Annotated in this window: 19 protein-coding genes; 11 read left to right on the top strand and 8 right to left on the bottom strand. The window is 70.0% G+C overall.

Going from position 1 to position 21,637, the window contains the following annotated elements; translation table 11 throughout:
• Positions 1-53: 53 nt before the first annotated feature.
• The 3 genes from OHA25_RS59060 to OHA25_RS59050 form a co-directional block, all read right to left on the bottom strand.
• A complete protein-coding gene (locus OHA25_RS59060) occupies positions 54-992 on the bottom strand; it encodes an NYN domain-containing protein (protein WP_305920277.1) in 939 nt (312 codons plus the stop codon).
• 107 nt (positions 993-1,099) lie between these two features.
• Positions 1,100-1,300, bottom strand: a complete 201-nt coding sequence (locus tag OHA25_RS59055) for an acyl-CoA carboxylase subunit epsilon (protein WP_327585476.1) — start codon at positions 1,298-1,300, stop codon at positions 1,100-1,102.
• Entirely contained in the window at positions 1,297-2,886 is a 1,590-nt protein-coding gene (locus OHA25_RS59050) for an acyl-CoA carboxylase subunit beta (RefSeq protein ID WP_327585475.1), read from the bottom strand. The genes OHA25_RS59055 and OHA25_RS59050 overlap by 4 nt, the downstream gene beginning before the upstream one ends.
• A gap of 36 nt (positions 2,887-2,922) precedes the next feature.
• On the opposite strand from OHA25_RS59050, the gene OHA25_RS59045 reads away from it, so the two are divergent.
• The 3 genes from OHA25_RS59045 to OHA25_RS59035 all read left to right on the top strand — a co-directional run bounded on the left by OHA25_RS59045 (position 2,923) and on the right by OHA25_RS59035 (position 8,073).
• Positions 2,923-3,699: an ABC transporter ATP-binding protein gene (locus tag OHA25_RS59045; RefSeq protein ID WP_327585474.1), complete on the top strand. Its 777-nt coding sequence runs from the start codon at positions 2,923-2,925 to the stop codon at positions 3,697-3,699.
• Positions 3,696-5,273 carry a hypothetical protein gene (locus OHA25_RS59040; protein ID WP_327585473.1) on the top strand — a complete coding sequence of 526 codons (1,578 nt, stop codon included), beginning with the start codon at positions 3,696-3,698 and terminating at the stop codon, positions 5,271-5,273. The genes OHA25_RS59045 and OHA25_RS59040 overlap by 4 nt, the downstream gene beginning before the upstream one ends.
• Positions 5,274-5,451: 178 nt before the next feature.
• Positions 5,452-8,073: a phosphoenolpyruvate carboxylase gene (locus OHA25_RS59035; protein ID WP_327585472.1), complete on the top strand. Its 2,622-nt coding sequence runs from the start codon at positions 5,452-5,454 to the stop codon at positions 8,071-8,073.
• Positions 8,074-8,149: 76 nt separating this feature from the next.
• On the opposite strand, the gene OHA25_RS59030 is transcribed toward OHA25_RS59035, so the two are convergent.
• From OHA25_RS59030 to OHA25_RS59020, 3 genes are all read right to left on the bottom strand, one after another.
• Positions 8,150-9,223 carry an epoxide hydrolase family protein gene (locus OHA25_RS59030; protein ID WP_327585471.1) on the bottom strand — a complete coding sequence of 358 codons (1,074 nt, stop codon included), beginning with the start codon at positions 9,221-9,223 and terminating at the stop codon, positions 8,150-8,152.
• Positions 9,224-9,289: 66 nt separating this feature from the next.
• Positions 9,290-10,129: a formate dehydrogenase accessory sulfurtransferase FdhD gene (gene fdhD, locus OHA25_RS59025; RefSeq protein ID WP_327585470.1), complete on the bottom strand. Its 840-nt coding sequence runs from the start codon at positions 10,127-10,129 to the stop codon at positions 9,290-9,292.
• Positions 10,126-12,333 carry an FdhF/YdeP family oxidoreductase gene (locus OHA25_RS59020; RefSeq protein ID WP_327585469.1) on the bottom strand — a complete coding sequence of 736 codons (2,208 nt, stop codon included), beginning with the start codon at positions 12,331-12,333 and terminating at the stop codon, positions 10,126-10,128. The genes fdhD and OHA25_RS59020 overlap by 4 nt, the downstream gene beginning before the upstream one ends.
• A 32-nt stretch (positions 12,334-12,365) precedes the next feature.
• Between OHA25_RS59020 and OHA25_RS59015 the strand changes: the two genes are divergently transcribed.
• The 7 genes from OHA25_RS59015 to bfr all read left to right on the top strand — a co-directional run bounded on the left by OHA25_RS59015 (position 12,366) and on the right by bfr (position 17,256).
• Positions 12,366-13,178: a biotin--[acetyl-CoA-carboxylase] ligase gene (locus OHA25_RS59015; protein ID WP_327585468.1), complete on the top strand. Its 813-nt coding sequence runs from the start codon at positions 12,366-12,368 to the stop codon at positions 13,176-13,178.
• Between the two features lie 56 nt (positions 13,179-13,234).
• A complete protein-coding gene (locus tag OHA25_RS59010; protein WP_327585467.1) occupies positions 13,235-13,744 on the top strand; it encodes a PH domain-containing protein in 510 nt (169 codons plus the stop codon).
• Positions 13,741-14,706: an adenylate/guanylate cyclase domain-containing protein gene (locus tag OHA25_RS59005; RefSeq protein ID WP_327585466.1), complete on the top strand. Its 966-nt coding sequence runs from the start codon at positions 13,741-13,743 to the stop codon at positions 14,704-14,706. The genes OHA25_RS59010 and OHA25_RS59005 overlap by 4 nt, the downstream gene beginning before the upstream one ends.
• Positions 14,707-14,721: 15 nt before the next feature.
• On the top strand, positions 14,722-15,807 hold the full coding sequence (locus OHA25_RS59000; protein ID WP_327585465.1) for an S-(hydroxymethyl)mycothiol dehydrogenase: 1,086 nt from the start codon (positions 14,722-14,724) through the stop codon (positions 15,805-15,807).
• Positions 15,808-16,428: an MBL fold metallo-hydrolase gene (locus tag OHA25_RS58995; protein WP_327585464.1), complete on the top strand. Its 621-nt coding sequence runs from the start codon at positions 15,808-15,810 to the stop codon at positions 16,426-16,428.
• 139 nt (positions 16,429-16,567) lie between these two features.
• Positions 16,568-16,744 carry a (2Fe-2S)-binding protein gene (locus OHA25_RS58990; RefSeq protein ID WP_327585463.1) on the top strand — a complete coding sequence of 59 codons (177 nt, stop codon included), beginning with the start codon at positions 16,568-16,570 and terminating at the stop codon, positions 16,742-16,744.
• 26 nt (positions 16,745-16,770) lie between these two features.
• Complete coding sequence (gene bfr, locus OHA25_RS58985) at positions 16,771-17,256, top strand: bacterioferritin (RefSeq protein ID WP_127939837.1); 486 nt, start codon at positions 16,771-16,773, stop codon at positions 17,254-17,256.
• Positions 17,257-17,284: 28 nt separating this feature from the next.
• On the opposite strand, the gene OHA25_RS58980 is transcribed toward bfr, so the two are convergent.
• Positions 17,285-19,543: a glycoside hydrolase family 95 protein gene (locus OHA25_RS58980; protein ID WP_327585462.1), complete on the bottom strand. Its 2,259-nt coding sequence runs from the start codon at positions 19,541-19,543 to the stop codon at positions 17,285-17,287.
• 87 nt (positions 19,544-19,630) lie between these two features.
• Between OHA25_RS58980 and OHA25_RS58975 the strand changes: the two genes are divergently transcribed.
• Positions 19,631-20,500: an NAD-dependent epimerase/dehydratase family protein gene (locus tag OHA25_RS58975; RefSeq protein WP_327585461.1), complete on the top strand. Its 870-nt coding sequence runs from the start codon at positions 19,631-19,633 to the stop codon at positions 20,498-20,500.
• Here OHA25_RS58975 and OHA25_RS58970 read toward each other — a convergent pair.
• Complete coding sequence (locus OHA25_RS58970) at positions 20,482-21,534, bottom strand: class I SAM-dependent methyltransferase (RefSeq protein ID WP_327585460.1); 1,053 nt, start codon at positions 21,532-21,534, stop codon at positions 20,482-20,484. The two genes, OHA25_RS58975 and OHA25_RS58970, sit on opposite strands and share 19 nt — an antisense overlap.
• Positions 21,535-21,637 lie beyond the last annotated feature (103 nt).

Genomic DNA, 21,637 nt, shown 5'->3' with positions numbered 1-21,637 from the left:
CGACCCGCAGGAATCGGACATCTCCCCGAGTCTGCTCGCCGGCGGGCCGCCGCCTACTTGGACGAGACCCCCACCCCCAGGTCGAACTCGCGGTAAACGCGGGCCCAGAAACCGTCACGCAGCCACACCCGGGCCTCGGGGAACGGCCGCAGCGAGTGGCCGAGCTCCTTCTCCGCCTCGATCAGCAGCTCCGTGTCGATCACGGTCGGCAGGATCGGCCCCGGCAGCAGGTCGCGGATGTTGTCGCGGCCACGGGTGAGGATCCACTTCTGCGCCACGTGCTCGCCCACGTCCTCCACGCGCGGCCGGCTCGGCCCGAGCTTGGCCACCTGCCCCGGCTTGGCGTGCGGCTTGGCGGGCGCGCGTCCGGCGAAGACCTGCGCGGGCGAGGGAGCGGCGGGCGGGGTGACGGGGACGGGCTGGGGAGCACGGCTGAAAAACGGCCTCAGGAAATCAGCAGAGATCACTTCTACGGTGTCGGACTCCCACACCAGGCGCTCGGCCTGGTTGGTGCCGTACGGCGGCTCGACGCCCCACAGGTGGATACGCACGCCGTACGCCTGAGCGGCCTCCACCGCCGGGACCATGTCCTCGTCACCCGCCAGCAGGATCGTGTCGGTGACCGCATGATGCCTCGCCAGGGCCTCCAGATCGCTCCTGATCTGCGCGTCCACGCCTTTCTGCTGGCCACGGGCGTTCAGGTTGCCAAGTCGCACCTTGACCCAAGGGAGCTGGGCGATGACCCGCTGGTCGACGGTGGGCACGCGGTCACGGGCGGCGTCATACCAATAGATCCGCAGAAGTTCGCCAGAAATACGTGCCTCTGCATGTTTCTGTAGACTCTGGATGAGCTCATCAGCGGCCACCCGATATTCCTTGCGCTCCTTGGCGCCGAGCAGCACTTCACCTGCCGCCGCGTACAGATAACCGACATCCACTAGGACGGCGTACTTGGCTGCCACAGGATGCGGCATGAGGTCTGGGATGGCCATGTCGTCCTCCAGGCCGCGGTGTTAGTTGATCGGCCGACTATATACGCCTACTTTCTCTAGATAGTCCCAACTCCCGGCGAGCTTGACACCCGTTTCCCAGGATCTATCTAAGGTAGAGCGCTCATCCGCCATGCCGACTTCCCGGGAAGGACAGGCTTACGCATGCCTCTGGCGGGGTTTCGCCATGTTTGCCGACGGGGTTGGGGAGGCGTTGACGGTTGGGCGTGTCGTGTGGCGAGCGCGGTCACCAACGCGGCGATCTCCTCGGGCGTGGCGTCGCCCCGGACAATACGCAGATGTGGCGTCATAGCGGGATGTTCCCATGCTTCTTCGGCGGGAGGGTGGCTCGCTTGTTCCGCAGCGCCCGCAGCGCCCTGACGACCTGGGGCCGGGTCTCGGACGGCCGGATCACCGCGTCCACGTAGCCGCGCTCCGCCGCGATGTACGGGTTGGCCAGCGTGTCCTCGTACTCGGTGACGAGCCTGGCCCGCTCGGTGTCCGAATCCTCGGCGGCGGCCAGCTCGCGCCGGTAAAGAATGTTGACCGCGCCCTGTGCGCCCATGACCGCGATCTGCGCGGTGGGCCAGGCCAGGTTGATGTCCGCGCCGAGGTGCTTGGACCCCATGACGTCGTACGCGCCGCCGTACGCCTTCCTGGTGATCACCGTGATCAGCGGCACGGTGGCCTCGGCGTAGGCGTAGAGGAGCTTGGCGCCGCGGCGGATGATTCCGTTCCATTCCTGATCCGTGCCGGGCAGGAAACCCGGTACATCAACGAAAGTCAGGATTGGAATATTAAAAGCATCACATGTTCGAATAAATCTCGCGGCCTTCTCGGATGCGTTGATATCCAGACATCCGGCGAAATGCATGGGCTGGTTCGCGACCACCCCGACCGGCTGGCCGTCCACCCGGCCGTACCCCACGACGACGTTCGGCGCGAACAACGCGTGCACTTCCAGGAACTCTCCGTCGTCGAGCACGTGCTCGATCACCTGGTGCATGTCGTACGGCTGGTTCGGCGAGTCCGGGATCACCTCGTCCAGCTCGGGATCCGGCTCCAGATCCGCGGCGGCCTCGAAGACCGGAGCCTCGTCGAGGTTGTTCGACGGCAGGTACGACAGCAGCGCCTTGACGTAGTCGAGCGCGTCCTCCTCGTCGGCGGCCTGGTAGTGCGCCACGCCCGACTTCGTGTTGTGTGTGCGGGCCCCGCCGAGCTCCTCGAACGTGACCTCCTCGCCCGTCACCGTCTTGATCACGTCCGGGCCCGTGATGAACATCTGCGACGTCTGGTCCACCATCACGACGAAGTCGGTCAGCGCGGGGGAGTAGACGTGCCCGCCGGCCGCCGCGCCCATGATGAGCGAGATCTGCGGGATCACGCCGGAGGCGTGCACATTGCGCTTGAAGATCTCCGCGTAGAGACCGAGCGCGACCACGCCCTCCTGGATCCGCGCGCCGCCGCCCTCGTTGATCCCGATGATCGGGCAGCCGGTCTTGAGCGCCATGTCCAGGACCTTGACGATCTTCTCGCCGTACACTTCGCCGAGCGAGCCGCCGAACACGGTCACGTCCTGCGAGAACACGCACACCTGCCGCCCGTCGACGGTGCCGTGCCCAGTGATCACCCCGTCGCCGTACGGCCGTCGCTTGTCCAGCCCGAACATGGTGGACCGGTGCCTGGCGAACTCGTCGAACTCCACGAACGAGCCCTCGTCCAGCAGCGTGAGCACCCGCTCCCTGGCCGTCATCTTGCCCTTGGCGTGCTGCTTCTCCACCGCCGCCGCGGACCCGGCATGCACGGCCTCATCGAGGCGGCGCTCGAGGTCGGCGATCTTTCCGGCAGTCGTATGGATATCCGGCTTGTCCGGCATGGATTCCGCAGCTGCGCTCATACGCGCAAGGCTAGTCTCTCCTCATAGATTGGTTCCATGACGGATGCCGTTCGCACCCAGGGCCTGTTCAAGCGATACGGACAGCAGGTCGCGGTGGCAGGAGTCGATCTCGTCGTCCCCGCCGGCAGCTTCGCGGGCCTGGTCGGACCCAACGGCGCGGGCAAGACGACCACGCTCAGCATGATCACCGGGTTGCTCCGGCCGGACGGCGGGTCGGCCGAGGTGGACGGGCTCCACGTGTGGCGCGATCCCGTCGAGGTCAAGGCCCGCATCGGGGTGCTGCCGGAGGGATTGCGGCTGTTCGAGCGCCTGTCGGGCCGCGAGCTGCTCCTCTACGCGGGGCGGTTGCGCGGCATCCCCAAAGGTGAGGTGGAGCAGCGGGCCGGCGAGCTGCTGCACCTGATGGACCTGGCCGGCGCCGCCGACAAGCTGGTCGTGGACTACTCCACCGGCATGCGCAAGAAGATCGGCCTGGCGGCCGCGTTATTGCACAACCCGTCGGTGTTGTTCCTGGACGAGCCGTTCGAGGGCGTCGATCCGGTCAGCGCCAACACGCTCACCGAGGTGCTCCAGCGCTTCACCGCGTCCGGCTCGACCGTCATCTTCTCCAGTCACGTGATGGACCTGGTCGAGCGGCTGTGCGACTGGGTGTCGGTGATGAATGCGGGACACATCGTGGCGCAGGGGTCACTGGAGCAGGTGCGCGGCGGCCGCAGCCTCAACCAGGCGTTCCTTGACCTGGTCGGCGGCTCGGCGCCGGGCCGCGAGGCAGGACTGAGCTGGCTGGGCGCCAAGACCAAGGAAGCCCCATGAACAGCCCCATGAACACGGTGTCGCTGTTCGCGCGGCTGAAGCTCCGGCTGCTGGCCGGCAACCTGCGCGGCGACCTCCAGCGCAAGCTCGGGTTCATCTTCACCCTGATCATGGCCACCGGTCTGGCCGCGTTCGGCTTCCTCCTGATGAGCCTGCTCCGGCTGGCGCCCGGCGACATCAGGACCTCGCTCGTGATCGTGGCGTTCGCGTTCTTCCTGTTCGGCTGGATGATCGTGCCGCTGATGGCGTTCGGCCTGGACGACACGCTCGACCCGGCCAAGTTGTCGTTGTTCCCGCTGCGGACGCGCACGCTGGCGGTCGGCATGTTCACCGCGTCCGTAACGGGCGTCTGGCCGGCCGCGATGCTGATCGTCACGATCGGCGCGCTGATCGCGCTGCCTGTCAACATCGGCGGCGTCCTGCTCGGCGTGCCGGCCGTGCTGCTGCAGTTCGCGCTCTGCGTGGTGACGTCACGGCTGATCACCACGTCGCTGTCGAGCGCGCTGCGCACCCGGCGCGGCCGTGACGTGCTGGCCGTGGCCGCCCTGCTCGTGGTGGTGCTCGCGCAGCTGCCCAACCTGGTGTTGAACCGTGGCTTCGGCGACCCGGAGGCGATGCTGCACCAGATGGCAGCCGTGCTCCGGTGGACCCCGCCGGGCATGGCCGCGCACGCGATCGCCGACGGCGGCCTGGCCGGGCTGGCCGAGCTCGTGTTCTTGGCGTTGCTCGTCGTGGCGCTCGGCTGGCTGTGGATCAAAGCACTGAGCCGTGCGCTGGTCATGCCGGACGTCTCCACCCAGGCGGCCTCCGTACGCAGGGAGAGCGGACTGGTGGACCGGATCCTGCCGGACGGGCCGCTGGCCGCCGTGGTCACCAAGGAGCTGAAGTACATCAGGCGCGAGCCGAGGTTCCGCGTGGGCTGGTTCAGCGCCGTCGTGGTCACGCTCGTGTTGTCGGTCTCGCTGAGCAACACGTCGGATGGGCCGCCGGGGCCGGGCCTGCCGATCGTGATCGCGACGGGCGGCGCCCTGATGATCGCCCTGCAGTCGGGCAACGCGTTCGGCATCGACGGGCGCTCGCTCTGGATGAACGCCGTGACGTTCGGCTCCGAGCGCAGCCTGGCCACGGACCTGGCCGGGCGCCACCTGGCCAACGCGCTGGTCGCGGTGCCGCTGCTCGCCGTGATCGCGGTCGGCGCGGGCCTGTTCGCCGGCCACCCGGCGGCGATCCTGCCGGCGATGCTGGCCGGCTGGGGCGCGCTCGGGATCGGCCTCGGCGTCGGCTCCGTGACCAGCGTCGTGCTGCCCTACTCCGTGCCCGAGCGGATGAACGCCTTCAGCGGCGCCGCTCCCGGGCAGGGCGGGCAGGCGTTCGCCTCCTCCATGGGCGCGATGCTCGGCATCGCGCTCCTGTCGCTGCCCTTCGTGGTGCCCCTCATCTTCGGGCTCCTGTGGGTCAGCGTGCTCGCGCCGTTCTACGGGCTGCTGGCCGAGGTGCTCGGCAGGCGGCTGGCCGCCAAGATCGGCTTCGGCCGGCTCCCCGAGCTGCTCGGGGCCGTGTCGAAGGCCTCCTGACCAGTGTCTATGGCCTCACTCCGTTCGGCGGCTCGGTCGCCAGACGCCGCCGTCTTCCCCCGCTCTGGTCGCTGCGCTCCCGCCGCTCCTCCAGGCGACGGCACTCCCTCGCAGTGGTCTAGTCCAATTGGTGAGACCGGTCTACGGGCACTTCGGGCGACTAGATACCCTTCGAGACATGATTGACCAGGGGCTCGAACATCGCAGCGCCGCAGTGACGGAGATGCCGGACGAGCTGCGCCACGACGTGCGGATGCTCGGCAAGCTGCTCGGCCAGGTGCTCGCCGAGCAGGGGGGCGAGGACCTGCTGGCCGACGTCGAACGGCTGCGCAAGGCCGTCATCGCGGCACGCAGGGGCGAGATCTCGGCCGATGTGATCACCGACATGGTCGCGGCGTGGGACATCGAGCGGGCGGTCCAGGTCGCCCGCGCGTTCACGTGTTATTTCCACCTGGCCAACCTGGCCGAGGAGCATTATCGGATCCGCACGCTCCGCGAGCGGGACGCCGAGGGCAGGGTCCAGCGGGAGTCGATGGCGCAGGCCGTCCACGAGCTGGGCCACGACCGGGTCGCCGAGTTGCTGGAAGGCCTGGAGCTGCACCCGGTGCTGACCGCGCACCCGACCGAGGCGCGCAGGCGCGCGGTCGTCACCGCCATCCAGCGGATCAGCGGCCAGCTCACCGAATACAACACCCCAGGTCGCGGGGCCTCCGAACGGGCCGAGAGCAAGCGGCGCCTGCTGGAGGAGATCGACCTGCTGTGGCGCACGGCCCAGCTGCGCTCGACCAAGCTCGACCCGCTCGATGAAGTGCGCACCGCCATGGCCGCCTTCGACGAGACGTTGTTCCGCATGGTGCCGCAGGTCTACCGCGCGCTGGACGCGGCACTCGACCCGGGCACCGGCACCCGCCCGCCGCAGGCGAGGCCGTTCGTCAGATACGGCAGCTGGATCGGCGGCGACCGCGACGGCAACCCCAACGTCACGGCCAGGGTCACCCGCGAGACCATCCAGATCCAGTCCGAGCACGTGCTGGCCGCGCTGGAAGCCGCCTGCTTGCGCATCGCCCGCACGCTCACCGCCGCCGCCACGCTCGCCCCCTGCTCACCCGAGCTGAAGACGGCGCTGGCCGCGACTGTGGCCGCCCACCCCGGGGTCGTCTCCGAGCTGGCCACCCGGTCGCCGCGGGAGCCGCACCGGCAGTGGTTGCTGTTCGTGGCCGCGCGTATCGCCGCCACCCAGCGGCGCGACCTCGACCTGGCCTACCGCTCGCCCGCCGACCTGCTGGCCGACCTGCGGTTGGCGCAGGAGTCGCTGGCCGCCACCGCGCCGCGGCAGGCGTACGGGGAGTTGCAGCACCTCATCTGGCAGGTGGAGACGTTCGGCTTCCACCTGGCCGAGCTGGAGGTGCGCCAGCACTCCCAGGTGCACGCGGCGGCGCTGGAGGAGCTGCGGGCCGGCGGTGAGCTGTCGGAGCGCACCGAGGAGGTCCTGGCCACGATCCGCGTGATCGGCTGGATCCAGGAGCGGTTCGGCGTCACCGCCTGCTCCCGTTACGTGGTGTCCTTCACCCGTTCCGCCGACGACGTCGCGGCCGTCTACGAGCTGGCCCGGCACGCGCTCGGCGACCGCGCGCCCGTCCTGGACGTGGTGCCGCTGTTCGAGTCCGGCCAGGACCTGGCCAACTCGCCGCGCGTGCTGAGCGGCATGCTGGAGATCCCGCAGATCCAGGAGCGCCTGGCGGCCACCGGCCGGCGCCTGGAGATCATGCTCGGCTACTCCGACTCCGCCAAGGAACTCGGCCCGGCCGCCGCCACGCTGCGCCTGTACGAGGCGCAGGAGGAGCTGACCGCCTGGGCCGCGAAGCACGACGTGAAGCTGCGCATGTTCCACGGCCGCGGCGGCGCGCTCGGCCGCGGCGGCGGCCCGGCCAACCGCGCGGTGCTGGCGCAGGCCCCCGGCTCGGTCGCGGGTCGTTTCAAGGTCACCGAGCAGGGCGAGGTCATCTTCGCCCGCTACGGCCACATCGCGATCGCCCGCCGCCACCTGGAACAGGTCACCAACGCCGTCCTGATGGCCTCCTCGCCCACGATCGGCGCCCGCACCGCGGCCGCGGCCGAGCGCTTCCGCGGTCTCGCCGAGCAGGTGGCGGTCGCGTCGGAGCAGGCGTACCGGGCGTTGACCGAGGCGCCGGGCTTCCCCGAGTGGTTCGGCCTGGTCAGCCCGCTGGAGGAGATCGGCACGCTGCGCCTGGGCTCCCGCCCGGCCCGCCGTGGCCTGGGCGCGCCGCGCTCGCTCGACGACCTGCGGGCGATCCCGTGGGTGTTCGCATGGGCGCAGACCCGGGTCAACCTGCCCGGCTGGTACGGCCTGGGCACCGGACTGGCGTCGGTGGGCTCGCTGGAGGAGCTGCGGGCCGCGTACGCGGAGTGGCCGCTGTTCAACGCGATGCTGGACAACGCGGAGATGTCACTGGCCAAGACCGACCGCTCGATCGCCAAGCGCTACCTGGCACTGGGCGGCAGGGAGGACTTCACCCGGCAGGTGCTGGAGGAGTACGACCGGACCCGCGACCTGGTGCTGCGCGTCACCGGGCACACGAGGCTGCTGGAGAACCGCAAGGTGCTGTCGCGCGCCGTCCAGCTGCGCGACCCGTACGTGGACGCGCTGTCGCACCTCCAGCTGCGTGCCCTGCGCGCCCTGCGCACCGGCCAGCCGTCGGAGCAGGAACGCGATCGGCTGTCCACGCTCCTGCTCCTGTCGGTCAACGGGGTGGCGGCGGGCCTGCAGAACACCGGCTGACGGCGGCTCCGGCGAAGGTCCTTTGGCGGAAGGGCGGGCGCTGGGGGAGCAGAGCGGCTGACGCGCGACAACAGGGCTAGCGGAGGCCCGTGAAGAAGGCGATGACGTCGGAGGTGAGCGCCTCGGTCGCGGTGTGCGCGGTGTAGTGACCGTGGGCCGGGGCCGGCAGCGTCTTCCAGCTGACGATGTTGGCGTGGTCCCGGTCGGCGAAGCGGCGGATCGACTTGAAGTCGCCCTCGCCCATCGCCAGCGCCGTCGGCACGGTCGTGGGCTCCTTGGGCTGCTCGGCGCGCGCGTTCTCCCAGTAGAGGCGGATCGCGGAGCCGGCGGTCCCGGTGAACCAGTAGATCGCCGCGTTGGCCAGCACGAAGTCGTCGTCAAGGTCGTCGTCGAGGAGCTGGGCCAGCCAGCCGAGCAGGCCGGCGGGGGAGTCGGCGATGGCGTGGGCGAGGGTCTGCGGCTGCTGTGCGTGCAGCACGTTGAAGGCGCCCTTCTCCTTCCAGAACCACTCCAGCACGGCCAGCCCGGCCTTCTCCTCCTCGCTCAGCTCCGCGAACTCGGCGGGGTCGCCCGAGGGGAATGAGAACAGCTGCGTGACGTGCACGCCCACGACGTGGCCGGGGTCGACGCGGCCGACCTCCGGCGAGATCATCGAGCCGGCGTCGTTGCCCACCGCGCCGTAGCGCTCATAGCCCAGCCGGGCCATCAGCTCGGCCCACGCGCGGGCGATGCGCGGGTTGTTCCAGCCCAGCTCCTTGGTGGGGCCGGAGAAGCCGTAGCCGGGCAGCGACGGGACGACCAGGTGGAAGTGGCGCGAGAGCGGCTCGATGGCGTCGAGGTATTCGACGATCGAGCCGGGCCAGCCGTGGGTGAGGATCAGCGCCAGGGCGTCGGGGTTGTCGCTGCGCACGTGGATGAAGTGGATGTTCTGCCCGTCGATCTCCGTGGTGAACTGCGGGTACGCGTTGAGCCTCGCCTCCTGGGCCCGCCAGTCGAAGCCGTCGCGCCAGTAGCCGACCAGGCGCTTGACCCGCTCGACGGTCACGCCCTGGTCGGCGCCGGGGATCTCGTCGGTGAAGCGGGTCATGGCGAGGCGGGCCTGGAGGTCGTCGAGGTCGGCCTGAGGAATCTCGACACGGAAGGGGTTCATGACGCATCCTCTCGGAACGGTTTGTTCTGTTCCAAGAGTACCAGAACGGAATGCTTCATTCCATAACTATGGCCTGATCCGTTCCTGATCCGCGTACACGTTGCAGCGCTCCCCGCGCAGGAAGCCCACCAGCGTCATGCCGAACTCCCTGGCCAGCTCCACGGCGAGCGATGAGGGCGCCGACACCGCGCACACCGCCGGGATCCCGGCGGCGAGGGCCTTCTGCATGATCTCGTAGCTGGCCCGGCCGCTGACCATGAGCACATGCTCGGCCAGCGGCAGCCGCTCCGCCATCGCGGCCCAGCCGACCAGCTTGTCCACGGCGTTGTGCCGCCCCACGTCCTCACGCACCGCCACCAGCGTGCCGGTGGCCGAGAACAGCCCCGCGGCGTGCAGTCCGCCGGTCTTGCCGAACACGCCCTGCGCGCTGCGGAGCGTGTCCGGCAGCCCGTACAGGATGTCGGGCGTGAGCCGCAGCGAGCCCTCCGGGAGGGGCACACAGCGGTCGCGCAGCGCGTCGAGGCTGGCCGAGCCGCAGACGCCGCACGCGCTGGAGGTGAGGAAGTGCCGGTCCAGCGCGGGCAGGTCGGGGATGGGGCCGCGCAGGCGTACGGTGACCGTGTTGTAGCGGGCCTCCGGCGGGAGGTCCTCGTCGGTGCAGTAGACGATGGCCGCGACGTCGCCGGGCCGCACGAGCCCTTCGCCGTGCAGGAACCCGGCGGCCAGCTCGAAGTCGTGGCCCGGCGTGCGCATGGTGATGGCGACGGTCTTGCGCTCGCCGTCCGGCGCGGTGAGCCGGATCTCCAGCGGCTCCTCCGTGGCCAGGTCGTCGCGGCGGTCCCTGGCGACGGAGCCGTTGAGCTCCCGGATCCTGGCGCGGGTGGTGGGGCCGGGTCGCCTCTTCATTGCGGCCGCACGGTGACGAGGGCGTTGTAGTCGGGGATGCGCGCCTGGGGCGAGCGGCGGGACTCATCCAGCAGCACATTGCCCTCCGGCCAGTGAATCTGCAGGTTGCCGGGCATGAGCGGGGCCCGTAGGACCCTGCCCTGGTATGTTCGCCCGCCCGAGCGTAGCTCGACTCTGGCGCCGTCGGGCAGGCCCAGGCGGTCGGCGTCGTACGCGCTCATCAGCACGGCCTCGCGCACCGCGTTGTTGAAGGCGTCGCGTCGCTCGTGGACCATGCTGTTGAACTGCTTGCCGCGCCTCGTGGCCACCATGAAGGTCCCATCGGGGCGTTCCAGCGCGGGCGGCTCGACGGCGGAGAACCTGCCGAGCCCGTCCGGGGTCTGGAAACGGCCGTCGGCGAACAGGTGGCGGCCGCCGTACTGGACGTTGTCTCCGAACTTCGACAGGCCGGCGATGCCCTCGTAGAAGGGGACGGCCTTCTCGATCTCGGCGCGGATCTGCGGTGTGCCGGTGAAGTGGATTTTTGCCGAAATTTCAGGGCGCGTTTGGGCGGCCAGCTCCGTGAAGATCTTCCACTCCGGCCACGCCTCGCCGATCCGCGGCCCCTCCACCTCCGGCGAGAAGATGATCCGCCGCTCGGTGGAGGTCTCGGTCACGCCGCCGACCATCTCGTAGCGGGTCTGGGCGGGCAGCAGCAGCACGTCGCCCTCGCCCGGCACGAGCATCTGCGACGACAACACGATGTCGATGTGCACCCGCAGCCGCAGCCGCGACAGGGCCTCGCGGCAGTAGGCCGGGTCGGGGAGCACCTCCAGGAAGTTGCCGCCCGAGGAGACGAGCGCGTCCAGGTCCCCGCGGTGGGCGGCGTCGATCATGTCGGTGGCGGTCAGGCCGGGCGTGTCCGGCACTTCGAATCCCCACATGTCCGTAAATTTCGCGGCATTTTCTGGTGTGATCGGCAGCCCGCCCGGCAGCCCGGTCGCGTACGCGCCCATCTCGGCCCCGCCCTGCACACCGCTGTGCCCGCGGATCGGCATCAGCCCGCACTTGTCCCGCCCGACGAAGCCCCGGGCGAGCGCCAGATTGACGATCGCCCGCACGTTGTCCTCGCCGTAGGCGTGCTGGGTGATCCCCATGGACCACACGAGCACCGCCGACCGGGCCTCGCCCAGCATCCTGGCCAGGCGGAGCATGTCGTCGCGCGAGGCGCCGGACAGCGCCTCCAGCTCCTCCCACGACTGGCCGGCGACGGCCCGCCGCACGTCCTCGAAGCCGCTCGTCCGCTGGTCCACGAACGCCTTGTCCACCCAGTCGTTCTCGATGAGGTGCTTGAGCACGCCGTTGAGGAAGCCGATGTCGCCGCCCACGTTCACGCCGAAGAACTCATCGGTGATCTTCGTGCCGAACACCGCGGACTCGGCGTTCGAGGGCACCCAGTATTTGTCCATGCCGGGCTCGCGGTAGGCGTTGACCATCGCGATGCGGGTGCCCTCCTTCTTGGCGTGGTAGAGGTATTTCATCGCCACCGGCTGGTTGTTCGACGGGTTCGAGCCGATGAAGACGATGAGGTCCGAGCCGATCCAGTCACTGTAGGAGCAGGTCGTGGCGGCCGCGCCGATGGTCTGCTTGAGTGCGACGGTGGACGGTGAGTGGCAGATGCGGGCGGCGTTGTCCACGTTGTTGGTGCCGAGCGCACGCACCGCCTTCTGTGCCGCGTAGTAGTTTTCGTTGGGCATGCCGCGACTTGTCAGGTATGTCCCGAACCGTGCTCCCCGCAGCCCTTCCGCCGCCACCCGCAACGCCTCGTCCCACGAGATGCGGGTGAATCCGGCCTCCCCGGCTCGCCGCAGCATCGGATAGGGCAGCCGGCCGAGCTCCCGCAGCTCGGCGCTCTTCTTGCCGGTGAGCCCGGAGACCTCGCGCAGCACGGAGACGTCCATGGCCGGCATCGTGTTGAGCGGCAGCAGCCGCAACCTGATGTTGCACAGATGGATCTCGTCCATCGTCCAGTCACGCATGCCCTGCGTGCCCAGCGCGCACCCGTCACAGGTGCCCTCGTTGAGTATCCGCCACGCGTAGCGCCTGTTGCCCTTGACGGACCTGAACGCCTTCCACAGCTCCAGGTAATTGTTCGGCTTGCGCAACCCGATGCCGAACGGCCGCCAGGACGCCCAGTTACGCCGATCCAGACGCTTGCTGCTCATGTCTCCATCCTCCCTCCTGCGAAGATATGAGAATGCGCTACTCCGACCTCGAGCGGCCGCCCCTTTCCGCGGCGGCGCTCAACCGCGCCCTGGTGCGCCCCGGCAGCCTGTGGACGGGCGTCACCGTCGTGGAGAGCACCGGCTCCACCAACTCCGACCTGGCCAAGGCCGCACAGGAGGGAGCCGCCGAGGGTGCGGTGCTGGTGGCGGAGGAGCAGCTCGCCGGTCGCGGCAGGCTGGCCCGCACCTGGTCGGCGCCGCCCCGCTCCGGGCTGACGTTCTCGATCTTGCTCCGACCGCGGGTCCCGGTGGCCACGCAGGGCTGGCTGTCCCTCCTGTACGGCGTCGCCGCCGCCTCGGCCGTGCGCCGGCTGGCCGAGGTGGACGTCCGCCTGAAGTGGCCCAACGACCTGCTGATCGGCGAACGCAAGCTGGCCGGGGTGCTGGCCGAGCGGGCCGGCGACGCCATCGTCATCGGCATGGGGCTCAACGTGTCGCTCAAGCCCGAGGAGCTGCCCGTCGAGACGGCCACGTCGCTGGCCATCGAGCAGGCGGCGTGCGTGGACCGGGATCCGCTGCTCAGAGCCGTACTCAGGGAGGTCGAGACCCACTACAGGGAGTGGACGGCGGCCGGCGGCGACGCCGAGGCCTCCGGGCTGCACTCGGCCTACCTGGCGGCCAGCGCCACGATCGGCCGCCTGGTGCGAGTGGAGCTGCCCGGCGGGCAGGTGCTGATCGGGCAGGCGACCGGCGTCGACACCTCCGGCCACCTGCAGGTGGCGAGCGAGGGCGAACGTCACACGCTGAGCGCGGGCGACGTCGTGCACGTACGGATCGCGGGATGAGCCGGTTTGCGCCGTCCGCGTAGCCGCCGGGCGGCGATGGTGGCACGATGTGCGCCATGACCCTTCCCGACCATCATCTGACGCAGGGTGAGCGGCGCGTCCGATCCTTCAACCCGCACTGGAAGCGGCTCATCGGCCCGTTCCTCGCGCTCGTTCTCATCGTCGCGGCCTCAAGCGCGGCGCTGTGGTTCATACCTGAGTGGGAGTTCGCTCTCTACGCCAGGATCGCCGTCGTCGTCATCGCGCTCGTCCTGCTGACGATCTGGTCGTTCGTGCCCTACCTACAGTGGAAGAACACCGGCTACGTGCTCACCACGCACCGCTTCACGATCAGCACGGGCGTGCTCAACAAGTCCACCGACGAGATCCCGATCGCCAAGGTCAACACGGTCAGCTCCGACCAGACGTTCGCCGAGCGCCTGCTCGGCTGCGGCACGCTGACCGTCGAGTCCGCCGGCGAGCGGGGCGAGATCGTGCTCCGGGACATCCCGAAGATCCAGGACGTCCGCACTGACATCTTCAGGCTCGTCGAGGACGCCTCGGACGGCGAAGTCGACGGCCGTTGAGCTCGGGCTCGCGGGGGCGGCCGACCGCCGAGGAGATCGAGCTCCGGCTCCTCGGCCTGCCTCGCCGCTACACACGCGCGCAGGTCGCGGCCCTGGCCGGCGTGTCGCCGGAGCTGGCGGGGCGGATCTGGCGGGCGCTCGGCTTCGCCCAGCGCGCCGATGACGACGCGGCGTTCACCGACGCCGACGTCGACGCGCTGCGCCGGGTGCGTAGCATGCTCGACAGCGGCCTGCTCGAGGAGGAGACGGTCGTCCGCATGGCCCGCGCGCTCGGCCAGACCACGGCCAGGCTTGCCCAGTGGCAGGCGGAGATCATGACGGGCTCGATGCTGCCGCGAGATCCCGACGAGGGCGACCTGGCCGACGTGCTGGACACGGCGCAGCAGCTGCTGCCTGACTTCGAGCACGTGCTGATCCACGTCTGGCGGGCCCAGCTCGCCGCGGCCGGCACCCGGCTGCTGGCGCTCGCCGACGGCCACGACGAGCTGGTGCCGACCCGCGTGTCGATGGCGGTGGGGTTCGCGGACCTGGTGTCGTTCACCCGGCGCGCCCGCGAGCTGGACGAGCGGGAGCTGGCGGAGCTGGTGGAAGGGTTCGAGTCGCGGGCCTCCGACGTGGTGGCCACGCACGGCGCCAGGCTGGTCAAGACGCTGGGCGACGAGGTGCTGTTCACGGCGCCGACCCCGGCGCAGGCGGCGGCGATCGCGCTCGACCTGGTCGAGGCGGAGGAGCTGCGCATCGGCATGGCCTACGGGCCGGTGCTGCCGGTGATGGGCGACGTCTTCGGCACCACCGTCAACCTGGCCGCCAGGCTCACCGCGATCGCCCGCCCGGGCACCGTTCTAGTGGACCAGGAGCTGGCCGGCGGGCTGGACGGCTTCGAGGTCCACAAGATGCGACGCCGCCCGGCTAGAGGCCTCGGCGTGGTGCAGCCCTATGTCTTGCGGAGATCATCCTCCTGACACAAGATGGCTGCCATGCCGTACGAAGTGCAGGGCGTCATCGCCCGAGGTAAAGGCCAGGAAGTTTCCCTCGAGACGGTCCTCGTGCCGGACCCGGGGCCGGGTGAGGCCGTCGTGAACGTGCAGGCCTGCGGGGTCTGCCACACCGACCTGCACTATCGGGAGGGCGGGATCAGCGACGACTTCCCGTTCCTGCTCGGTCACGAGGCCGCGGGCGTCGTCGAGGCGGTCGGCCCCGGGGTCACCGAGGTGGAGCCGGGCGACTTCGTGATCCTCAACTGGCGCGCCGTGTGCGGCCAGTGCCGGGCCTGCCTGCGTGGCCGCCCTTGGTACTGCTTCAGCACGCACAACGCGGCGCAGAAGATGACGCTCAAGGACGGCACCGAGCTGTCCCCTGCCCTGGGCATCGGCGCGTTCCTGGAGAAGACGCTGGTCGCGGCCGGGCAGTGCACCAAGGTCGCGGCCGAGGCCCCGGCGCAGGTCGCGGGGCTGCTCGGGTGCGGGGTGATGGCCGGGATCGGCGCGGCGATCAACACCGGAGGGGTGACGCGGGGCGACAGCGTGGCCGTGATCGGCTGCGGCGGGGTCGGCGACGCGGCGATCCTCGGCGCCTCGCTGGCCGGCGCCGCCACGATCATCGCGGTGGACGTGGACGACCGCAAACTGGAGTGGGCGCGTGGTTTCGGCGCCACACACACGGTCAACTCGCGCGAGAACGACCCGGTCGAGGCTGTTCGCGACCTGACCGGCGGTTTCGGCGCGGACGTGGTCATCGAGGCGGTGGGCCGGCCGGAGACCTACATCCAGGCGTTCTACGCCCGCGACCTGGCCGGGACCGTGGTCCTGGTCGGCGTGCCGACGCCGGAGATGAAGCTGGAGCTGCCGCTGCTGGACGTCTTCGGCCGTGGCGGGTCGCTGAAGTCGTCCTGGTACGGCGACTGCCTGCCCAGCCGTGACTTCCCGATGCTCATCGACCTGTTCCTGCAGAACCGGCTGCCGCTCGACAAGTTCGTGTCGGAGACGATCGGGGTCGGCCAGGTCGAAGAGGCGTTCGCGAAGATGCACCGGGGCGAGGTGCTGCGTTCGGTGGTGACGTTCTAAATGATCGACCGGATCATCACCTCAGGCACGTTCTCGCTGGACGGCGGCACGTGGGAGGTCGACAACAACGTCTGGCTCGTCGGTGACGCGCGCGAGGTGGTGATCGTCGACGCCGCCCACGACGCCGCCGCGATCGCCGAGCGGGTCGGCGGGCGCACGGTCAAGGCCATCATCTGCACGCACGCGCACAACGACCACATCAACGCCGCCCGGCCGCTGGCCGAGCTGACCGGGGCGCCGATTCGGCTGCATCCCGCCGACCAGGTGTTGTGGGAGATGGAGTACTCCGACGCGGTGCCGTACGAGCCGCTGACCGACGGCGAGCGCATCGAGGTCGGCGGCTGCGCGCTGGAGATCCTGCACACCCCCGGCCACGCGCCCGGCGCGGTCTGTGTGCACGCGGGGGAACTCGGCGCGTTGTTCAGTGGCGACACGCTGTTCAAGGGCGGGCCGGGCGCGACCGGCCGCTCCCACTCCTCCTTCGACACGATCATCGAGTCGATCAGGAAGCGCCTGCTGGCGCTGCCACCCGAGACGGTCGTGCACACTGGTCACGGCGACTCCACGACGATCGGCGCCGAGGCCCCGCATCTGGAGGAGTGGATCGCCCGAGGGCACTGATTGGGACAAGCCGTAATCTTCCGATCGCACAGGGATACAGGAGTGTGTCCCACCTAACGTAGGCAAGCCTTACCAAAGTGGGATACATTAGGTGTGCCTAACCTTGGCATCCCAACTCCTGGCGAGAGGCCGTCCCTGGATGTACGTGTGCATTTGTCGTGCTGTGACCGAGAACGAAGTGCACGACTGCATTGCCTCGGGGGCGACGAGCGCGAAGGAGATTCGCGACACCACCGGGGCTGGTGGGGACTGTGCCCGATGTGTGCGGAAGATCTGTGCGATCCTGAAACGGTCGGAAGAACTGACGACCGCATAGCCGGATAGCAGCAAGGGGCCCGTCACATGCAGGGCGACAAGCAGATCATCGAGTTGCTCAACGAACAGTTGACCGCCGAGCTCACCGCGATCAACCAGTATTTCCTGCACGCGAAGATGCAGGAAAACTGGGGCTACACCAAACTCGCCGAGCACACCCGGGAAGAGTCGATCGACGAGATGCGCCACGCCGAGCGCCTCACCGATCGCATTCTCTTTCTGGAGGGCCTTCCCAACTACCAGAGACTAGGCACCCTGCACATCGGGCAGACCGTCGAGGAGCAGCTCAGGGCCGACTTGGAAGTGGAGATGTCGGTGGTGCAGCGGCTGCGCCCGGCGATCGCCCTCATGCGCGAGAAGGGCGACATCACCTCGGCCAACATCTTCGAGGACATCCTCCGCGACGAGGAACAGCACATCGACTATCTGGAGACCGAGCTCGGCCTCATCAACAGCCTGGGCATCCAGCTCTACCTGGCCCGCTACGCCGAGCCGCCGTCCGCCGACGACTGACCCTGCCGATGGGGCGGGCGGGCCCGGCTCACCCGCCCATCGTGTACGACTCTCCGGCCTGCGCCTCCCAGCTCCACATGTCCCCGGAACGGCTCGCGCCGTCCCACACCGGGCCCTCGACGGCCGCCCGCACCCTGATCTCCCCGTCACGTCCCGTGTGCAGCGTCACCTTCTCGGCGACCCCGTCGCGCCACGAGACGTCCACGGTCAGGTCGCCGCGGGCCCGCAGGCCGCGCACCGACCCCGTACGCCAGGCCGGCGGCAGCGCCGGCAACACGTGGATCACCCCGTGGTGGCTCTGCACCAGCATCTCCGCGATCCCCGCGACGGCCCCGAAGTTGCCGTCGATCTGGAACGGCGGATGCGTGTCCCACAGGTTGTCCAGCGTCGAGTGCGTGAGCAGCTCGACCAGCATCCGGTGCGCGTGATCGCCGTCGAGCAGCCGCGCCCAGAAGTTGATCTTCCAGGCCTTGCTCCATCCGGTGCCGCCGTCGCCCCGGGCCGCCAGCGTGACCTTGGCGGCCTCGCCCTCAGGGCTTTCCGCGACGATCTGCCGTCCGGGATGCAGTCCGAACAGATGCGAGACATGCCGGTGCGTGTCGTCCTGCTCGTCCCAGTCCGCCTTCCACTCCTGCAACTGGCCCCATGACCCGATCCGCAGGCCGGGATCCAGCCGCTCCAGCGCGTCCAGCACCCGCGCGCGGAACTCGGCGTCCACGTCCAGGATGTCCGCCGCCTCCGCGACGTTCGTGAACAGGTCCCAGACGATCTGCTGCGACATCGACGCTCCCGCGGAGAAATCCCCGTGCTCGGGCGAGTAGCTGGGGGACACGACGAGCGTCCCGTCCCGCGGGTCGGTGTGCAGCGTGTCCAGCCAGAGCTCGGCCGCCCCCCTCAGCACCGGATAGGCGCTCTCCCGCAGGTAGCCGGCGTCCCCGCTGAACCGGTAGCGGTCGTACAGGTGCTGTGCCACCCAGGCCGCCGCCTCGGGGAACCAGAACGCGGTGGCCCAGTCGTGCACGCCGGTGAACCCGAACGGGTTCGTCTCGTTGTGCACCACCCACCCGTCCGCCTCGAACATCTCCCGCGCCGTCCGCCGGCCCGGCGCCATCAGGGCCTGCACGTAGTCGTCGTACGGCTGCGCGGTCTCGGCCAGGTTCGCCACGTCCGCGGGCCAGTAGTTCATCTGCAGGTTGATGTTGACGTGATAGTCGCCTGCCCAGGCCGGGCTGGTGGAGTCGTTCCACACGCCCTGCAGGTTCGCCGGCAGCGACCCCGCTCGTGAGGAGGCGATCAGCAGGTAGCGTCCGTAGGCGAAGTACAGCGCCTCCAGCGCGCGGTCGGCGGCCGAGTCGCCGCCGGTGTAGGCCGCCCGAAGCCGGTCCGTCGGCACCTGCGGCGTCTCCTGCCCGAGGTCCAGCTCCACCCGGTCGAACAGCCGCACGTAGTCGTCCTGGTGCGTCTGTTTGAGCGCGTCATATCCCTGCGCCGCCGCCTTGTCCACGGTCGCGGTGACGGCGTCGTGCGGGTCCTCGCCCCGGTAGGCCGGGTAGACGGGGGAGTAGTCGGTGCCGGCCGAGAGGATGAACACCGCGCTGTCGGCCCCGGTGACCGTGATGCGATCGGCCTCGTCCGCCCGTGTGCCGCCCTCCACGACCACCTGCACCTGGGCCTCGAACATCATCCCGTTGTCCGCCAGCGCACCGCGCATCGTCAGCCGCCCGTCCGCGACGCTGATCCGCTTGTCGTCGTGCGGCGAGGACGCCCGCAACGTGAACTCCACCGCCCCCGGCTCGTCGGCCGAGATCCGCCCGACGATCACGTTGCCCGGGTGACTGGCGAAGTATTCGCGCGTGTGCCGCACCCCGCCGGCCGTATACGTCACCCCGGCCACGGCCTCGCGCAGGCTCAGCTCCCTGCGGTAGCCGGTCGCGGGCGGGCCCGCGGGCAGGTCCAGCCACAGGTCGCCGAAGGTCTGGTACGCCCCGAAGCCCGACTTCGGCTGACCCAACCTGGCCGCGACCTCCTCCGGGTCCATCCGCCCTTCGCGGTCCAGCCGCTCGCGGACCTCGGAAAGCGCGCCGGGGCGCGGGGCGGTCCAGTTGCCGAAGTCGTAGCCCTGCCGCGACCCCGGCCCTCCCGTCCACAGGGTCTTCTCGTTGAACTGGATCTGCTCGAGTGCCGTGCCGCCGAAGATCATCGCGCCGAGCGCCCCGTTGCCGATCGGCAGCGCCTCGGTCTCCCAGTCGATCGCGGGCCGGTCGTACCAGAGCGTCAAGCCTGTCATGAGGGACAACGGTAACTAAGTGGTCCACAGGAATGCGGGTCAAGTGGACTATTTCCCCGAACCGGCGACGCCCTAGCGTGAGGTGGCATGACCTTGCAGGTGTTCCTGGCCGGCGGCACCGGGGTGCTGGGCCGCCGGATCGTCCCGCTCCTGGTCGCCCACGGCTACACGGTGACCGCGACGACCCGTGACGAGGCGAAGGCCGCGCTGCTGCGCGACCTGGGCGCCGTTCCCGTGCAGGTGGACGTGTACGACGCCGCCGCGCTGCGGACCGCGGTGCGTGAGTCCGGCGCCGACGTCGTGATGCACCAGCTGACGGATCTGAGCGGGGGTGACTTCGCCGCCAACAGCCGGATCCGCGAGATCGGCACCCGCAACCTGGTCGACGCGGCCCTGGCGGCTGGAGTGCGGCGCATCGTGGCGCAGAGCATCGCGTGGGTGTACGAGCCGGGCGACGACCCCGCCGCCGAGGAGACCCCGCTCGACGTGAACGCGCCCGAGACACGCCGGCCCATGGTCGAGGCGGTGGCGAGCTTGGAGTCGGCGGTCCGGGAGCTGCCGGAGTGGGTGGTGCTGCGCTACGGGATGTTTTACGGCCCCGGCACCTGGTTCGAGCCGCGTGGGCAACGGGCGGAGCAGGCCCGCTCGGGCGCGCTCATGGCCGATGCGGACGTGACGAGCTTCGTGCACGTCGACGACGCGGCGGCCGCCGCCGTACAGGCCCTGGAATGGCCGTCCGGTCCGGTGAACGTCTGTGACGACGAGCCCGCGCCCGCACATCACTGGCTGCCCGCCTTCTGCCGGGCCGTCGGCGCGCCCGCGCCGCCTCAGGACGACGCGCCGCGGAACGGGTTCGCTCGCGGCGCGGACAATCGTTACGCCCGTAAGCGCCTCGGCTGGACGCCTGCGTACGTGTCCTGGAGGGACGGCTTCGCGGCTTACGGGATCAGCCGGTAGAAGCGCCAGAAGCCGAAGTCCTCGATCGGCAGGACCTCGATGTCGCCGAACCCGGCCGCCCGCGCGTAGCGCCGCAGCGTGTCCGGCCGCAGCACGGTTCCGGTCCCGGCCGACGGCTGCTCGCTCATCCCGTCCGGCAGGCAGATGAGCAGGCTGAAGCCGTACATGAGCCGCTCGGTGTCGTCAGCCGGGCCCGCGAAGGACTCGCCCACGGCCTCGTCCATGATGACGACAGGCCCGCCGGGCACGACCGCGCGCCGCACCGCCGCCAGCGTGTCCACCGGTCGCGGCATGTCGTGCACGCACTCGAAGGCGAAGACGGCGTCGTACCGGCCGTCGCCCAAGGCCGCTGCGTCGACACGGCGGAACGAGACCCGCTCGCCGAGACCTGAGACGGCCGCGTTGCGCTCGGCCAGCTCGATCGACGGCGCGTCGATGTCGACGCCCTCCACCATCGCCTCCGGGTACGCCCTGGCCAGCGCGATGGTCGACCAGCCACCGCCGCAGCCGACGTCGGCGATGCGGGCGCCGGGGCGGCGCAGCGCGGCGTCGAGGTCCGGCACGCCGGCCAGGGCGCCGGGCAGCGCGTGCTCGAACCACGGCCGGTTCATGTCGGCCTGCGATTCCCGCACATCCGGCCCGAACTCCGCCCAGCCGACGCCACCGCCACTCCGGTACGCCTCCAGGAGGGCGGGCATCTGCACGGCGGCGCCCGCGAGCATCCGCGCCAGCGGCGCGAGGTAGGCCAGGCCGGCCTCGTTCGTCAGCACCTCGGCAGCGCCTTTCGGCAGCACGAAGCGGCCGTCCGGGGCGACCTCCAGGATCCCGTAGGCGGCCTGCTGCTCCAGCCATTCCCTGGCGTAGCGTTCGTGGCCGCCGGCCCGCGCGACCAGCTCGTCCGGCCCGGCCGGGCCGTGCGCGGCCAGCGCGCGGTACCAGCCCATGCGGTCGCCGATGTGCACGGAGAGGACCTCGATGGTGCCGAGCGACGCCTGGAACAGGCGCTCGGCGAACTCGTCGGTAGTCGTTGACATGATCGTTCTTCCCTTTCCCCCGCAGAATGTCCTGGATGAGGATCGGTGCAGTTCCCCCGCGGCGAACAGGTCATACGACACAGAGCGCAAAATTGCCCGCGAC

Origin of the sequence: Nonomuraea sp. NBC_00507 (assembly GCF_036013525.1) — a bacterium.
Classification (GTDB): domain Bacteria; phylum Actinomycetota; class Actinomycetes; order Streptosporangiales; family Streptosporangiaceae; genus Nonomuraea.
This window is presented reverse-complemented; position numbering and strand designations above follow the sequence as displayed.

Coding starts and splice junctions, on each gene's coding strand:
- OHA25_RS59060 (WP_305920277.1), bottom strand. CDS start 992: ATGGCCATCCCAGACCTCATGCCGCATCCTGTGGCAGCCAAGTACGCC.
- OHA25_RS59055 (WP_327585476.1), bottom strand. CDS start 1,300: ATGACGCCACATCTGCGTATTGTCCGGGGCGACGCCACGCCCGAGGAG.
- OHA25_RS59050 (WP_327585475.1), bottom strand. CDS start 2,886: ATGAGCGCAGCTGCGGAATCCATGCCGGACAAGCCGGATATCCATACG.
- OHA25_RS59045 (WP_327585474.1), top strand. CDS start 2,923: ATGACGGATGCCGTTCGCACCCAGGGCCTGTTCAAGCGATACGGACAG.
- OHA25_RS59040 (WP_327585473.1), top strand. CDS start 3,696: ATGAACAGCCCCATGAACACGGTGTCGCTGTTCGCGCGGCTGAAGCTC.
- OHA25_RS59035 (WP_327585472.1), top strand. CDS start 5,452: ATGATTGACCAGGGGCTCGAACATCGCAGCGCCGCAGTGACGGAGATG.
- OHA25_RS59030 (WP_327585471.1), bottom strand. CDS start 9,223: ATGAACCCCTTCCGTGTCGAGATTCCTCAGGCCGACCTCGACGACCTC.
- fdhD (WP_327585470.1), bottom strand. CDS start 10,129: ATGAAGAGGCGACCCGGCCCCACCACCCGCGCCAGGATCCGGGAGCTC.
- OHA25_RS59020 (WP_327585469.1), bottom strand. CDS start 12,333: ATGAGCAGCAAGCGTCTGGATCGGCGTAACTGGGCGTCCTGGCGGCCG.
- OHA25_RS59015 (WP_327585468.1), top strand. CDS start 12,366: ATGCGCTACTCCGACCTCGAGCGGCCGCCCCTTTCCGCGGCGGCGCTC.
- OHA25_RS59010 (WP_327585467.1), top strand. CDS start 13,235: ATGACCCTTCCCGACCATCATCTGACGCAGGGTGAGCGGCGCGTCCGA.
- OHA25_RS59000 (WP_327585465.1), top strand. CDS start 14,722: ATGCCGTACGAAGTGCAGGGCGTCATCGCCCGAGGTAAAGGCCAGGAA.
- OHA25_RS58995 (WP_327585464.1), top strand. CDS start 15,808: ATGATCGACCGGATCATCACCTCAGGCACGTTCTCGCTGGACGGCGGC.
- OHA25_RS58990 (WP_327585463.1), top strand. CDS start 16,568: ATGTACGTGTGCATTTGTCGTGCTGTGACCGAGAACGAAGTGCACGAC.
- bfr (WP_127939837.1), top strand. CDS start 16,771: ATGCAGGGCGACAAGCAGATCATCGAGTTGCTCAACGAACAGTTGACC.
- OHA25_RS58980 (WP_327585462.1), bottom strand. CDS start 19,543: ATGACAGGCTTGACGCTCTGGTACGACCGGCCCGCGATCGACTGGGAG.
- OHA25_RS58975 (WP_327585461.1), top strand. CDS start 19,631: ATGACCTTGCAGGTGTTCCTGGCCGGCGGCACCGGGGTGCTGGGCCGC.
- OHA25_RS58970 (WP_327585460.1), bottom strand. CDS start 21,534: ATGTCAACGACTACCGACGAGTTCGCCGAGCGCCTGTTCCAGGCGTCG.